Below are 15,499 nucleotides of genomic sequence, written 5' to 3'. Positions count from 1 at the left end.
TAACCCCTGACAAAGTGGTCTATAATCAGACCACTTTTTCCTTTATGAGAATGCAGCGTGTCGCAAGCTCGTCAGGGGTTTCTACTTACGCGTCACTGGCGAGATACCCCACTCGGTACTGACGTTGAATTTTGGCTGGCAACAGATGATGGCCCGGTAAAAGTGCGCCTGCCGCGCCAGGAATCGGTCGCATTTATCCCACAGTCACAACAAGCCGAAGCCGCACGTTTACTTGAGCGCGAAAGCCAGTATCGGCTCACACCGCTGCCCCTCAAAGATTTCCATCGTCAGCCCGTTTGTGGCCTTTATTGCCGCCAGCATCGCCAGCTTATGCGTATCGAAAAACTGTTGCGCGATGGCGGCATCAGAGTTTATGAAGCCGATATTCGCCCGCCAGAACGTTTCTTGATGGAACGTTTTATTACTGCACCCGTCTGGTTTAGCAGCGAGTCGCAAAATAACGTGTTGGTTGAAACTAAGCTAAAACCCGCGCCGGATTACCGCCCACCGCTGAAATGGGTGTCGCTGGACATCGAAACTACTCGCCACGGCGAACTGTATTGCATCGGCCTGGAAGGTTGCGGGCAGCGTATCGTTTATATGCTTGGCCCGGAAAATGGCGACGCCAGCGGGCTGGATTTTACGCTGGAATATGTCGCCAGCCGGCCACTATTAATCGAAAAACTCAATAGCTGGTTTGCCGAGCACGATCCCGATGTGTTGATTGGCTGGAACGTGGTGCAGTTCGATTTGCGCGTGCTGCAAAAAATGGCCGAGCGCTATCAGGTGCCACTGCGCCTTGGGCGTGAAAACAGTCTGCTGGAATGGCGCGAACATGGTTTCAAGCAAGGTGTATTTTTCGCACAGGCCGCAGGGCGCGTGATTATCGATGGTATCGAAGCACTGCGATCTGCCTTCTGGAATTTCTCCTCATTTTCTCTCGAAACTGTATCTCAGGAACTACTCGGCGAAGGTAAAGCGATTGATAACCCGTGGCAGCGGATGGACGAAATTGACCGTCGTTTTGCCGAAGATAAGCCGGCACTTGCGAAGTACAATCTTAAAGACTGCGAGCTTGTAACGCGGATTTTCCACAAAACCGAACTAATGCCATTTTTACTTGAGCGGGCAACAGTTAACGGTTTGCCGCTTGACCGCCACGGCGGCTCTGTTGCGGCATTTGGTCATCTGTATATTCCACGCATGCACCGTGCCGGTTATGTTGCTCCAAATCTTGGAGATGTGCCTCCGCAGGCGAGCCCTGGCGGGTATGTCATGGACTCGCGCCCAGGCCTTTACGACTCAGTGTTAGTACTCGATTACAAAAGTCTTTATCCGTCGATTATTCGCACATTTCTTATCGACCCGGTTGGCCTGGTTGAGGGGATGGCGCACCCGGAAGCTGAGCATTCCGTTGATGGTTTTCTTGGCGCGCATTTTTCCAGGAATACGCATTGCCTGCCCGAAATCGTCGGGCAAATCTGGTCTGGTCGCGATGAAGCCAAACGTCATGGCAACAAGCCATTGTCCCAGGCGCTGAAGATCATTATGAATGCGTTTTACGGGGTGTTGGGCACCAGTGCCTGCCGCTTCTTTGATCCTCGCCTTGCCTCGTCGATCACCATGCGCGGGCATCAGATCATGCTACAAACCAGGGAGCTGATTGAATCTCAGGGCTACGACGTGATTTACGGCGATACGGATTCCACGTTTGTCTGGCTGAAAAAAGCCCACTCAGAAGAAGATGCGGCGCGTATTGGCCAGCAATTAGTGAATCACGTTAATGCGTGGTGGAAAGCGCATCTGCAAGAAACCCAGCAGCTAGACAGTAAGCTTGAACTGCAATACGAGTCCCACTTTTGCCGCTTCCTGATGCCAACTATTCGTGGCACCGCTGAAGGTTCCAAAAAACGCTACGCCGGAATGATTCAGGAAAATGACAAGCAGCGCATGGTGTTCAAAGGACTGGAAACCGTGCGTACTGACTGGACGCCGCTGGCGCAGGAGTTCCAGAAAACACTTTATTTGCGCGTGTTCCGTAACGAGCCATATCAGGATTATATCCGCGAAACTATCGCCAGTTTGATGGCCGGTGAGCTAGATGCGCAGTTGATTTACCGCAAACGTCTGCGCCGACCGCTAAGCGAATATCAAAAAAATGTGCCACCGCATGTCCGTGCCGCACGCCTTGCAGATGAGCATAATCAACGGCTTGGCCGTGCGCCGCAATATCAGAACCGTGGGACAATTAAGTATGTGATCACAACCAACGGTCCTGAGCCTGTGGATTATCAGGAGTCGCCGCTGGACTACGATCACTACCTGACCCGCCAGCTCCAACCCGTGGCTGAAGGAATTTTACCCTTCCTTGAGGATGACTTTGCTACACTGATGACAGGGCAGTTAGGGTTATTTTGAGAAACTCTAAATAATTCAAAGTGCAACCAGGCGGCAAGGGAACGAATCCCCTGGAGCTTACTAGAGTAAGTGACTGGGGTGAGTGAGTGCAGTCAACGCAGTTGCAATTTGAAGTATGACGAGTTGGTGACGAATGCGTTTGCTTCCAGTACCATAGCGCCCTCCTGAATCATCCTTAAATCTACTTTTGAACTACCGCCCCTTTGCGCGCGGTCGTTTTACTATTGCCTGCAAATCTTAGTCACTGATAATAGAGCCGAAATCTTATGCCTTTTACACTTGGTCAACGTTGGATCAGCGATACCGAAAGCGAACTGGGACTGGGAACCGTGGTCGCTTTAGACACACGTATGGTGACCCTGCTCTACCCTGCCACCGGTGAAAATCGACTGTACGCCAGAAATGACTCACCTATCACACGCGTGATGTTTAACCCGGGTGATACCGTCACCAGCCATGAAGGTTGGCAACTCAAAGTTGATGAAGTTAAAGAAGAAAACGGCTTACTTGCCTACATCGGTACGCGCCTGGATACAGAAGAAGCCGGTACCATGCTGCGCGAAGTGTTCCTCGACAGCAAACTGGTGTTCAGCAAGCCGCAAGACCGTCTTTTTGCCGGGCAAATTGACAGGATGGATCGCTTCGCCCTGCGTTACCGTTCCCGCGTTTACCAAAGCGAGCAGTATCGCCAACCGTGGAGCGGCCTGCGCGGCATGCGCACCAGCCTGATTCCACACCAGCTAAACATTGCCCACGATGTGGGTCGTCGTCATGCGCCACGCGTATTGCTCGCTGACGAAGTAGGTTTAGGTAAAACCATTGAAGCCGGGATGATTTTGCACCAGCAACTGCTGGCTGGCAGCGCTGAACGCGTATTGATCGTGGTGCCGGAAACCCTGCAACACCAGTGGCTGGTTGAAATGCTCCGCCGCTTTAACCTGCGTTTTGCTCTCTTTGATGACGAGCGTTATGCCGAAGCCCAGCACGACAGCGATAACCCATTCGAAACAGAACAACTGGTTATCTGCTCGCTTGATTTCGTGCGCCGCAGTAAGCAACGCCTTGAGCATCTTTGTGAAGCCGAGTGGGATTTGATGGTAGTCGATGAAGCCCACCATTTGGTGTGGAGCGAAAATGCCCCAAGCCGTGAATACCAGGCCATTGAACAACTGGCAGAACATATTCCAGGTATTTTGCTATTAACCGCAACGCCTGAGCAGTTGGGCCTGGAAAGCCACTTCGCCCGTCTGCGTTTACTGGACCCGAGCCGCTTCCACGATTTCGAGCAATTTGTTGAAGAACAGCAACACTACCGCCCGGTGGCCGATGCCGTTGCGCTGCTGCTGGCAGGCAATCACTTGACCAACGATCAGCTCAATATGCTGAGTGAATTGATTGGCGAGCAGGATATCGAGCCTCTGTTGCAAACCGCGAACAGCGATCGTGAAGGTAGTGATGCGGCGCGCCAGGAGCTGATTTCCATGCTGATGGACCGCCATGGCACCAGCCGTGTGTTGTTCCGTAATACCCGTAATGGCGTTAAAGGTTTCCCGAAACGCGAACTGCATACCATTCGTTTGCCACTGCCGCTGCAGTATCAAACCGCGATTAAAGTGTCCGGCATTATGGCCGCACGTAAATCCGTGGAAGAGCGTGCACGCGACATGCTCTACCCAGAGCAGATTTATCAGGAATTTGAAGGTGATAGCGGCACGTGGTGGAACTTCGACCCGCGTGTCGAATGGCTGATGGGTTACCTGACAAGCCACCGCTCTCAGAAGGTGCTGGTGATTTGTGCCAAAGCCGCGACAGCATTACAGCTCGAACAAGTTCTGCGTGAGCGCGAAGGTATTCGTGCCGCAGTATTCCATGAAGGCATGTCCATCATCGAGCGTGACCGTGCAGCCGCATGGTTTGCCGAAGAAGACACCGGCGCTCAAGTACTGCTGTGTTCCGAGATTGGTTCCGAAGGCCGTAACTTCCAGTTCGCCAGCCAACTGGTGATGTTCGATCTGCCGTTTAACCCAGATCTGCTGGAGCAGCGTATTGGCCGTCTGGACCGTATCGGACAGGCGCACGATATCCAGGTTCACGTTCCTTACCTTGAGAAAACTGCGCAATCGGTACTGGTGAAGTGGTTCCACGAAGGTCTGGATGCATTCGAACACACTTGCCCTACCGGCCGCACAATTTACGACAGCGTTTATCCGCAACTGATTGAGTATTTAGCAACTCCTGAAAATACCGACGGTTTCGATGCGCTTATCAAGCAATGCCGTGAACAGCATGATGCGCTGAAGATTCAGTTGGAACAGGGCCGTGACCGCCTGCTGGAAATTCACTCTAACGGCGGTGAGAAATCACAAACGTTAGCAGCGTCTATTTCCGAGCAGGATAACGACACCAATCTGGTGAGTTTTGCTCTCAACTTGTTCGACATCGTCGGTATTAATCAGGACGACCGTGGCGACAACATGGTGGTGCTGACCCCTGGCGATCACATGCTGGTGCCTGATTTCCCGGGGCTTCCAGAAGATGGTTGTACTATCACCTTCGAACGTGAAGTGGCCCTGTCGCGTGAAGATGCGCAGTTTGTGACATGGGAACACCCGATCATCCGTAATGGTCTGGATCTGATTCTCTCAGGCGATACTGGTAGCTGTGCACTCTCTTTGTTGAAAAACAAAGCACTGCCTGTGGGGACATTATTGCTGGAGCTGATTTATGTTGTTGAGGCAAAAGCGCCGAAGCAATTGCAGCTCAACCGCTTCCTGCCGCCAACGCCTGTGCGCATGCTGGTGGACAAAAACGGCACCAACCTTGCCGCTCAGGTGGAATTCGAAAGCTTTAACCGCCAGCTCAGCACAGTGAATCGCCATACCGGCAGTAAACTGGTGAATGCGGTGCAGCAAGATGTCCACGCAATTTTGCAACTGGCAGAAGAGAAAGTGGAAGCTGCGGCACAAGTGCTGATTAAAGCGGCGCGCGAAGAAGCTGATGAGAAGTTAAGCTCTGAGCTTTCCCGTCTGGAAGCGCTGAAAGCGGTGAACCCAAACATTCGTGATGATGAACTCGAAGCAATCGAAAGCAACCGTCAACAAGTGTTGGAAAGCCTTGCGCAAGCCAACTGGCGCCTGGATGCATTGCGTCTGATCGTGGTGACACACCAATAATGTTAATGGAACCCTATAACCCGCCTACCGATCCCTGGCTGGTCATCCTTTATCAAGATGACCACATCATGGTCGTCAACAAGCCTTCGGGCTTGTTGTCTGTACCGGGCCGTCTGGATGAGCACAAAGACAGCGTGATGACCCGCATTCAGCGCGACTTCCCGCAGGCAGAATCAGTGCATCGCCTGGACATGGCGACCAGCGGCGTAATCGCCGTGGCGCTGACTAAAGCGGCAGAGCGCGAGCTGAAGCGTCAGTTTCGTGAACGTGAGCCGAAAAAGCAGTATGTGGCGCGGGTTTGGGGCCATCCTCAGCCGGAAGAGGGTCTGGTGGATTTACCGCTGATTTGTGATTGGCCGAACCGGCCAAAGCAGAAAGTGTGTTATGAAACCGGCAAAGCGGCGCAGACGGAATATCAGGTTCTTGAGTATGCGGCGGATAACACAGCTCGCATATTGTTAAAACCGATTACCGGACGCTCACATCAGTTACGCGTTCATATGCTGGCACTGGGTCATCCCATTCTTGGCGATCGCTTCTACGCAACACCGGAAGCCCTGGCAATGGCTCCGCGTTTACAGCTTCATGCTGAAATGCTGACCATTACCCACCCAGAGTATGGAACCCCCATGACGTTCCGCGCTCCGGCAGACTTCTAAAAAAGAGCCTCTCAACTTGAGAGGCTTTTCTATTACTTAAATCCTTTCGCCGTCTTAATCAGATCGTACGCTTTCTGGATTTCCTGCGCTTTCTGCTTGGCCATCTCCATCATCTCTGGCGGTAAACCTTTAGCAACCAGCTTATCAGGGTGATGCTCGCTCATTAATTTGCGATATGCACGCTTAATGGCCGTTGCATCGTCAGTGCTTTTAACGCCGAGTACATTGCATGCATCTTCGAGTGTCGGACCACGCTGTTGCTGGAAACCACCGCCTTGCGACTGATTGTATCCACCACCAAATTGCTGCCCGCCTTCCATCATGCGTAAGAACTGATCGAACTGGATGCGTGAAATGCCGAGTTCTTCCGCAATAACGTACAACACTTCCCGTTCGTTAGGGTGCAAAGAGCCATCAGCAAACGCCGCCTGAATTTGAATTTCAAGAAACATCCGAATCAGGTCAAAACGGCCAAAGCACACACTGCGTAACTGACGCATTTTTTCACGTAGCGGGTAGCCATTTTCTTTGCCAACACGAAACGCATGTTGTGCTGCACTACGCGCATCACCATGTAATTGCATGCGATCCATTAATAGCGAGGCTATTTGGATGTCTGCTTCTGTGACGCGCCCTTTTGACTTAGTCAGGTGGCCCATCACTTCAAATGTGGTGCTAAAAAACAGTGACTGACGCTGTTGTTGGTTAGAAAACCAGGACTGACGACGGCTACGCACCTTATCGATGGCATGGCCAATCAGCAATCCTAAAACCACACCCCAGAAGCCACCACCCATAATTAGTGCTATTGCGACACCGAGTACTTTTCCCCAATACTGCATATACTCCCCAAATCGTCATGCCGTCGGCTAGAATTTGCTTTATCATACCCGTCATTGATAGCGGTGCCTAACGGCACTCTGCTGAACGGGAAGGATTAACACTAGCGCTGTGGTGATGAGTAAGTTAGTCTCTGACCGTTTGCCGACGCTAAGCCATTGATGATGGAACAACGAATAACACGTATGAAAAAACGTATTCCCACCTTGCTGGCCACCTTGATTGGCGCAGCGCTGTATAGTCAACAAGGTATGGCTGCCGATCTTGCGTCGCAGTGTATGCTTGGTATCCCAAGTTACAATCGCCCTTTAATTCAGGGAGATACCAACAACCTACCCGTTACTATAAATGCCGATCACGCAAAAGGAAATTATCCTGATGATGCGGTGTTTACTGGCAATGTTGATATTCAGCAAGGCAATAGCCGCCTACAGTCTGATGAAGTGCTGCTACACCAAAAACAGGTTGAAGGTCAGACGGACCCTGTCCGCACCGTCGATGCTGTCGGCAACGTACATTACGATGATAATCAGGTTATTCTTAAAGGGCCAAAAGCCTGGTCAAACCTGAACACCAAAGATACCAACGTCTGGGAAGGTGACTACCAAATGGTAGACCGCCAGGGCCGGGGTACTGCCGATCTGATGAAGCAGCGCGGCAATAATCGCTACACCATTCTGGAAAATGGCACATTTACTTCCTGTTTGCCGGGTTCTAATACCTGGAGCGTTGTGGGAAGTGAAGTGATTCAGGATCGTGAAGAAGAAGTCGCGGAAATCTGGAATGCCCGTTTTAAACTGGGCCCGGTTCCTGTCTTCTATAGCCCTTATTTGCAGTTGCCAATTGGTGATAAACGTCGTTCCGGTTTCCTCATCCCAAATGCGAAGTACAGTACCAATAATGGCCTTGAGTTTTCTCTGCCGTATTACTGGAACATCGCACCAAACTTTGATGCCACAATCACTCCGCACTATATGGAGCAACGTGGTACTCAATGGCAGAACGAATTCCGCTACCTGACCGAAGCGGGTGCGGGCTTGATGGAATTCGACTACCTGCTGTCTGATGACGAATACAAAGACGATACAGCTAAGAACCCAGAAGGGGATGAGCGTCGCTGGTTATTCTACTGGAGACACAGTGGTGTGATGGATCAGGTGTGGCGTTTTAATATCGACTACACCAAAGTCAGCGATCCTAGCTACTTCAACGACTTTACTTCGCAATATGGTTCCAGTACTGACGGTTATGCCACGCAGAAATTTAGTATTGGTTATGCCGTCGAAAACTTCGACGCCACACTTGCGACAAAACAGTTCCAGATATTTGAGTCTCAACAAAATAGTGGTGCAAATTCATACAGCGCTCAGCCGCAGTTGGATATGAACTACTATAAAAATGACGTTGGACCGTTTGATACGCGTATCTATGGTCAGGCAGTTAAGTTTACTAACTTTAATAAAAACATGCCGGAAGCTACACGCCTGCATGTTGAGCCAACCATTAGCCTACCGTTATCCAATGGTTGGGCGAGCCTTAATACCGAAGCCAAGCTGATGGCAACACACTATCAGCAGGATAATCTCGAAAAATACGAAAAAAATGTCAATAGCAACAGCAAGTTAGAATCGACGGTAAACCGTACCCTACCCCAGTTCAAAATGGACGGAAAACTGATTTTCGACCGTGATATGGACTCTGCTGCAGGCTGGGCGCAAACCCTTGAACCACGCGTACAGTATCTGTATGTGCCGTATCGTGACCAAAGTAACATCAACAACTACGATTCTGCGCTGTTGCAATCTGACTACTCAGGCTTATTCCGTGATCGTACTTACGGCGGCCTTGACCGTATAGCTTCAGCCAACCAGGTCACCACGGGGGTTACAACTCGTGTTTATGATGACGCAGCGATTGAACGTTTTAATGTTTCTGTTGGTCAAATCTACTACTTCACCGAGTCTCGTACTGGTGATGAAACGATTAACAGTGAAAAAGGTGACGAAACAGGCTCTGTGGTATGGGCTGGCGATACCTATTGGCGCATGACTGACCGCTGGGGTTTACGCGGTGGCGTACAGTACGATACACGCCTTGATAATATTGCGACCGGTAACGGCGTTATCGAATATCGTAAAGATAACGATCGCCTGGTACAATTTAACTACCGTTACGCAAGCCCTGAATACATCGGTGCTACTGTTTCTAAAATCGACATCAATAAAGACCAGTACAAAGATGGCATCTCACAAGTTGGTATGACAGCGAGCTGGCCTATCGTTGATCGCTGGTCTGTTGTTGGAGCGTATTACTACGATACCAATGCACAACAAGCGGCTGACTCCATGTTAGCCGTGCAGTACAACTCTTGCTGTTATGCGATTCGTTTAGGTTATGAGCGCAAAATTAACGGTTGGGAAGATAACCAAAGCAAATACGACAACGTAATTGGCTTTAACATCGAGTTACGTGGCCTGAGTTCCAACTACGGCCTGGGCACACAGCAGATGTTGCGTTCAAACATTCTGCCGTATCAGAGCTCGATGTAATTCACTTTGACTTGAATTAGCAGTCCGCTTTGCGGCTAAGAAATGGAAAAAGTATGAAGAATTGGAGAACGCTGCTTCTCGGTGTCGTCCTTGTGGCGAACACCTCTTTCGCGGCCCCACAAGTGGTCGATAAAGTTGCAGCCGTAGTGAATAACGGTGTGGTACTGGAAAGTGACGTTGACGGCATGATGCAGTCAGTGAAGAGCGGCGCCCAACAGGCCGGGCAACAGCTTCCTGACGACAACACTCTGCGTCATCAAATTCTGGAACGTCTGATCATGGACCAGATCATGCTGCAGATGGGTCAGAAAATGGGCGTTAAAGTGACGGATGAGCAGCTTGATAAAGCCATTGCTGATATCGCCGCTCAGAACAAAATGAACATGGATCAGATGCGTAGTCGTCTGGCGTATGACGGCGTTAATTACAATTCTTACCGTGCTCAGATCCGCAAAGAGATGACCATTTCGGAAGTGCGTAATAGTGAAGTTCGTCGTCGCGTATCTATTCTACCGCAGGAAGTTGATTCCCTTGCGCAGCAGGTTGGTAGCCAAAACGACAGCAGCACCGAACTTAACCTGAGCCACATCCTGATTCCATTGCCGGAAAACCCTACTTCTACTCAGGTAGACGATGCGGAAAAGCAAGCGCGTGACATTGTTTCACAAGCGCAAAATGGTGGTGATTTCGGCAAACTGGCAATCACCTACTCTGCTGACCAGCAAGCACTGAAAGGTGGTCAAATGGGTTGGGGGCGTATCCAGGAACTGCCAACTATTTTCGCTCAGGCATTAGGCACGGCGAAAAAAGGTGACGTAATCGGTCCGATTCGTTCAGGTGTTGGTTTCCATATCCTGAAAGTGAACGATCTGCGTGGCCAGAGCCAGAGCATTTCTGTGACTGAAGTTCATGCACGTCATATCTTACTGAAATCATCGCCAATCATGAGTGACGACCAAGCACGAGCTAAGTTAAACCAGATTGCAGCTGATATTAAGAGTGGAAAAACGACCTTCGCTGCGGCAGCAAAATCGTTCTCTGAAGATCCAGGTTCAGCAAACCAGGGCGGTGACCTGGGTTGGGCTGCTACCGATATCTACGATCCTGCCTTCCGTGATGCACTGTCGAAAATGCATAAAGGTGAGTTGAGTGCACCGGTTCACTCCTCTTTCGGCTGGCACTTGATCGAACTTATGGATACTCGTAGCGTTGATAAGACTGATGCTGCGCAGAAAGACCGTGCGTATCGCATGCTGTTCAACCGTAAGTTCTCTGAAGAAGCACAGACCTGGATGCAAGAACAACGCGCATCTGCTTATGTGAAAGTCATAGGTAGCAATGGCTAATATCCAACGTGTAGTCATCACTCCCGGCGAACCAGCCGGGATTGGTCCTGATCTGGTCATCGCGCTGGCACAGCGCGACTGGCCTGTCGAAGTGGTTGTCGCAGCGTCTCCCGAATTACTCCTGGAACGTGCAGCTCTTCTCGGTCTTCCTCTTCAGCTCATTCCTTACTCGCCTGACGCTCCTGCAAGCCCGCAAACTGCCGGAACACTCACCATACTGCCCATAGCACTACGAGCACCAGTCAAACCGGGGTTGCTTGATGTGAAGAACGGTGAGTATGTGGTGGATATGCTGGCTCGGGCATGTGATGGTTGTATCAAGGGTGAATTTGCAGCACTGATCACCGGGCCGGTACATAAAGGCATTATTAACGATGCTGGTATTCCCTTTATCGGGCATACCGAGTTTTTCGAAGAGCGATCGCACAGCGAAAAAGTTGTGATGATGCTGGCGACCGAAGAACTTCGCGTTGCGCTGGTGACGACACATCTGCCGCTTAAAGCCATTAGTGATGCGATAACGCCAGATTTATTACGCCAGATAATCACCATCCTGTATCATGACCTGCAAACCAAGTTTGGTATCGCGCAGCCGCATGTACTGGTTTGTGGCCTCAACCCCCATGCCGGGGAAGGTGGCCACATGGGTACTGAAGAAATTGATACCATCATTCCAGTACTGAATGAAATGCGCAGTCTTGGAATGAAGCTTTCTGGCCCGCTACCGGCAGATACGCTGTTTCAGCCTAAGTATCTCGATAACGCCGATGCAGTGCTGGCGATGTACCACGACCAGGGCTTGCCGGTACTCAAATATCAGGGCTTTGGTCGGGCGGTAAATATCACGCTAGGCTTACCTTTTATCCGCACTTCGGTTGACCATGGCACCGCGCTAGATCTAGCCGGTCAGGGGAAAGCCGAGGTCGGCAGTTTTATTACGGCGCTTAATCTCGCCATCAAGATGATTGCTAATACTCAATGAATACTCGTGTCCACCAGGGCCATTTAGCCCGTAAACGTTTTGGACAAAACTTCCTTAATGACCAGTTCGTTATCGACAGTATTGTCTCTGCTATTAATCCACTGAAAGGCCAGGCGATGGTTGAAATCGGCCCCGGCCTTGGCGCATTAACCGAGCCCGTGGGTGAACGCCTGGATGAAATGACCGTCATTGAACTGGACCGCGATCTTGCAGCTCGCCTGCAAACGCATCCATTCCTGGCACCGAAGCTGACGATTTATCAGCAAGATGCCATGACAATGGATTTTGGAGAGCTGTCGCAAAAAATCGGTCAGCCGTTGCGCGTTTTTGGCAACCTGCCGTATAACATCTCCACGCCATTGATGTTCCATCTCTTTAGCTATACTGATGCCATTGCTGACATGCACTTTATGCTGCAAAAAGAGGTGGTAAACCGTTTAGTTGCTGGCCCTAACTGTAAAGCGTATGGTCGTTTATCAGTCATGGCTCAGTATTATTGCAATGTGATCCCAGTACTTGAAGTGCCACCAACGGCCTTCACACCGGCACCGAAAGTTGACTCTGCCGTTGTGCGCCTGGTACCACATGCAGTAATACCGAACCCAGTTAAAGAGCTGCGTGTGTTAAGCCGCATCACCACTGAAGCCTTTAACAAGCGTCGTAAAACGATTCGTAACAGCCTTGGCCATCTGTTTAGCCCAGAGGTGATGGCGGAGCTGGGAATCGACGCAACCCTACGCGCTGAGAACATCTCAGTCGCGCAGTATTGCCAACTGGCAAACTATTTGGCTGAGCACCCACAGCAGCAGCCAAAGGAGAGTTAACGATGTTGAATTCGCCCCGCGTATGCATTCAGGTACAAAGCGTTTATATCGAAGCGCAGTCCTCTCCGGAGAACGAACGTTTCGTCTTTGCTTACACTGTAACCATCCGCAACCTGGGGCGAACACCGGTTCAATTGCTTGGTCGTTACTGGCTTATCACCAATGGAAACGGCCATGAAACTGAAGTTCAGGGTGAGGGCGTGATTGGCGTCCAGCCGCATATTGAACCGGGCAACGAATATAGCTACACAAGCGGTGCAGTACTTGAAACACCGCTTGGCACCATGCAAGGCCATTACGAAATGGTCGACTCTCAGGGCGATGCTTTCCGTGTCGCTATTCCCGTATTCCGTCTGGCTATCCCAGCCTTTATTCACTGATACGATGTCTACATACCTGATTGGCGATGTTCATGGTTGTTACGATGAACTGGTAGCCCTGCTGCAACAGGTTGAGTTTACACCTGGCAAAGATATTTTATGGCTTACGGGCGATCTCGTCGCGCGTGGACCAGGCTCGCTTGAAGTGCTGCGTTTTGTGCGCGGGCTTGGTGAAAGTGCTCGCATCGTTCTCGGTAATCATGATCTGCATCTTCTGGCAGTTTATGCAGGCATTAGCCGCAATAAACCCAAAGATCGCGTTTCCCAATTGCTGGAAGCGCCAGATGCCGACGAACTGCTGAACTGGTTACGTCGCCAACCTCTGATACAGGTTGATGAAGAGAAAAAACTGGTGATGGCACATGCCGGGATTACGCCGCAGTGGGATTTGAATACTGCAATGGCCTGTGCGCGTGATGTTGAAGCCGTGCTTTCAAGCGACAGCTATCCGTTATTCCTCGATGCGATGTATGGCGATATGCCTAACAACTGGTCGCCTGAACTTTCAGGGCTCGCTCGTCTGCGCTTTATTACCAATTCGCTGACCCGCATGCGTTATTGCTTCCCGAATGGGCAGCTGGATATGTACTGCAAAGACACGCCAGAAAGTGCTCCTGCACCACTGAAACCGTGGTTTGCCATCCCTGGGCCTGTGACCGCTGAGTATTCCGTTATCTTCGGGCACTGGGCATCGCTGGAAGGCAAAGGCACACCAGAGGGCATATACGGGCTTGATACCGGCTGCTGCTGGGGTGGCGATCTAACTTGCCTACGCTGGGAAGACAAAACCTATTTCGTTCAGCCCTCCAATCGCCAGAAAGATATGGGCGAGGGTGAAACGGCTATTGCTTCGTAAGAAAAAACCCGGTCATTACCGGGTTTTTTATTTTCCAGCCCGTCTTAACGACGCTCCAGAACCTCAAAACAATAACCGTGTGAGTTATTCTCATCGGCATCATGGAATTCACTAAACGTTGACTGCCACTCGTCCGGATCGTAATCCGGGAAGTGCGTGTCGCCTTCCACTTCCGCATCAATGTGCGTCAGATACAGGCGCTGAGCTTTTGGCAGGAATTGTTCGTAAATACGACCGCCACCAATCACCATAATCTCTTCCGCATCGCCACAGGCTTTAATCGCGTCTTCGATGGATGATACCCACTCGACGCGGTCATCGGTGCCGGGCTTGCTGCTAATAACGATGTTCTTGCGACCTGGCAGCGGACGACCGATGGATTCCCAGGTCAAACGCCCCATCACGACAGGTTTATTCAACGTATTACGTTTAAACCAGGCCAGATCGGCAGGTATTTCCCAGGGCATGGCGTTTTCCATGCCAATTACACGATCTACCGCTAATGCAGCAATCAGACTGATCATTCTATTAACCCAAGGGTGGTGAAAAAATTGCCGCCACTATACGGAAAGCGCATTCTTTCGTCGACTGTCCGCAAGCTTGTCGGTGAGAATATTTTTGTTCTGCGACTGTAAAGGCGTAACGCATTACTTCCTGTTATAGCAGGAACAACGAGTTAGCGTAAAAGTGTCAGAAGCATTGTAAAAGATGACGTAAAAAATACTTAACCGCTCTCCGTCACCCTCTATAAGTTTATGCAATAGCTGCGGTATAGTTCACGTTTCTTTGACTGCACCGGATTAAACCATGTTAGAAACCACGCTTTTCGTCGCCACCATTGCCACTTTGGGAATGCTATCTCCCGGGCCTGATTTCTTCCTGGTTATTAAAAATGCGGCCCGTTATCCACGCGCTGCGGCGATGATGACGTCATTAGGTGTTATCAGCGGCGTCGCCACGCACATGACTTATTGTGTCGCGGGTTTAGCGGTGGTGATTACCACGACCCCATGGTTGTTTGATGTGCTCAAATACGCCGGTGCGGCTTATCTGATTTGGATTGGTTTGCACGCGCTGTTTGCTCGCGGCGGCAGCAAAATGGATGTCAGCCAGGTTGAACACCAACAAACCACGCTCAAAAAGGCCTTCTTACAAGGCTATCTTTGCAACCTGCTGAACCCGAAAGCGACACTCTTTTTCCTTTCTGTTTTCACACAAGTTTTAAACGTGAATTCCGGCACCATGGAAAAGCTCTGGTACGCAGGCGTGATCCTGATGTTGTCCATGGTCTGGTGGCCGGTATTAGTGGTGCTGATTCAGAGCGAACCGGTGCGTCGCGGCCTGGCTAAAGCACAGAAAATTGTCGATAAACTGCTGGGCGGCATGTTGATTGCGCTGGGGATTAAAGTGGCTTTGAGCTGACTTTTACTCAAACCAATAGATTTTAAAAAGCTCCCAAATTCGGGAGCTTT

Annotated in this window: 12 protein-coding genes; 10 read left to right on the top strand and 2 right to left on the bottom strand. The window is 50.6% G+C overall.

The genetic code is table 11. From position 1 onward, the window contains the following. Positions 1-57 precede the first annotated feature (57 nt). The 3 genes from polB (at position 58) to rluA (ending at position 6,250) form a co-directional block, all read left to right on the top strand. Positions 58-2,418 (top strand): DNA polymerase II, encoded by a 2,361-nt coding sequence (gene polB, locus GC128_RS03625; RefSeq protein ID WP_151993134.1) that lies wholly within the window; start codon positions 58-60, stop codon positions 2,416-2,418. A gap of 266 nt (positions 2,419-2,684) precedes the next feature. Further along, positions 2,685-5,591 carry an RNA polymerase-associated protein RapA gene (gene rapA / locus GC128_RS03620; protein ID WP_151993133.1) on the top strand — a complete coding sequence of 969 codons (2,907 nt, stop codon included), beginning with the start codon at positions 2,685-2,687 and terminating at the stop codon, positions 5,589-5,591. Next, positions 5,591-6,250: a bifunctional tRNA pseudouridine(32) synthase/23S rRNA pseudouridine(746) synthase RluA gene (gene rluA / locus GC128_RS03615; RefSeq protein WP_151993132.1), complete on the top strand. Its 660-nt coding sequence runs from the start codon at positions 5,591-5,593 to the stop codon at positions 6,248-6,250. The genes rapA and rluA overlap by 1 nt, the downstream gene beginning before the upstream one ends. A gap of 32 nt (positions 6,251-6,282) precedes the next feature. Here the strand turns inward: rluA and djlA are convergent, their stop codons facing one another. Continuing rightward, positions 6,283-7,092, bottom strand: coding sequence for a co-chaperone DjlA (djlA, locus tag GC128_RS03610; protein ID WP_151993131.1), 810 nt, complete (start codon positions 7,090-7,092; stop codon positions 6,283-6,285). 183 nt (positions 7,093-7,275) lie between these two features. Between djlA and lptD the strand changes: the two genes are divergently transcribed. The 6 genes from lptD to apaH are packed head-to-tail and all read left to right on the top strand — an operon-like array spanning position 7,276 to position 14,027. Next, positions 7,276-9,639, top strand: coding sequence for an LPS assembly protein LptD (gene lptD / locus GC128_RS03605; protein WP_151993130.1), 2,364 nt, complete (start codon positions 7,276-7,278; stop codon positions 9,637-9,639). Positions 9,640-9,692: 53 nt separating this feature from the next. Beyond that, complete coding sequence (surA, locus tag GC128_RS03600; RefSeq protein ID WP_064513744.1) at positions 9,693-10,985, top strand: peptidylprolyl isomerase SurA; 1,293 nt, start codon at positions 9,693-9,695, stop codon at positions 10,983-10,985. Next, entirely contained in the window at positions 10,978-11,967 is a 990-nt protein-coding gene (pdxA, locus tag GC128_RS03595; RefSeq protein WP_151993129.1) for a 4-hydroxythreonine-4-phosphate dehydrogenase PdxA, read from the top strand. The genes surA and pdxA overlap by 8 nt, the downstream gene beginning before the upstream one ends. After that, a complete protein-coding gene (rsmA, locus tag GC128_RS03590; protein ID WP_034498450.1) occupies positions 11,964-12,791 on the top strand; it encodes a 16S rRNA (adenine(1518)-N(6)/adenine(1519)-N(6))-dimethyltransferase RsmA in 828 nt (275 codons plus the stop codon). Before pdxA ends, rsmA begins: the two co-directional genes overlap by 4 nt. Positions 12,792-12,793: 2 nt before the next feature. Further along, positions 12,794-13,171: a Co2+/Mg2+ efflux protein ApaG gene (gene apaG / locus GC128_RS03585; protein WP_034459334.1), complete on the top strand. Its 378-nt coding sequence runs from the start codon at positions 12,794-12,796 to the stop codon at positions 13,169-13,171. Between the two features lie 4 nt (positions 13,172-13,175). Further along, positions 13,176-14,027, top strand: coding sequence for a bis(5'-nucleosyl)-tetraphosphatase (symmetrical) ApaH (apaH, locus tag GC128_RS03580; protein WP_151993128.1), 852 nt, complete (start codon positions 13,176-13,178; stop codon positions 14,025-14,027). Between the two features lie 44 nt (positions 14,028-14,071). On the opposite strand, the gene folA is transcribed toward apaH, so the two are convergent. After that, on the bottom strand, positions 14,072-14,551 hold the full coding sequence (gene folA, locus GC128_RS03575) for a type 3 dihydrofolate reductase (RefSeq protein WP_120064831.1): 480 nt from the start codon (positions 14,549-14,551) through the stop codon (positions 14,072-14,074). A gap of 283 nt (positions 14,552-14,834) precedes the next feature. On the opposite strand from folA, the gene GC128_RS03570 reads away from it, so the two are divergent. Continuing rightward, the gene (locus GC128_RS03570) at positions 14,835-15,449 is read left to right on the top strand and encodes a LysE family transporter (protein WP_151993127.1); all 615 of its coding nucleotides are present in this window, start codon (positions 14,835-14,837) and stop codon (positions 15,447-15,449) included. The last annotated feature ends 50 nt before the right edge of the window (positions 15,450-15,499 follow it).

Origin of the sequence: Buttiauxella massiliensis (assembly GCF_902500225.1) — a bacterium.
Classification (GTDB): domain Bacteria; phylum Pseudomonadota; class Gammaproteobacteria; order Enterobacterales; family Enterobacteriaceae; genus Buttiauxella; species Buttiauxella massiliensis.
The sequence above is the reverse complement of the archived record's forward strand: the minus strand, read 5'-3'. Positions and strand labels throughout refer to the sequence as shown.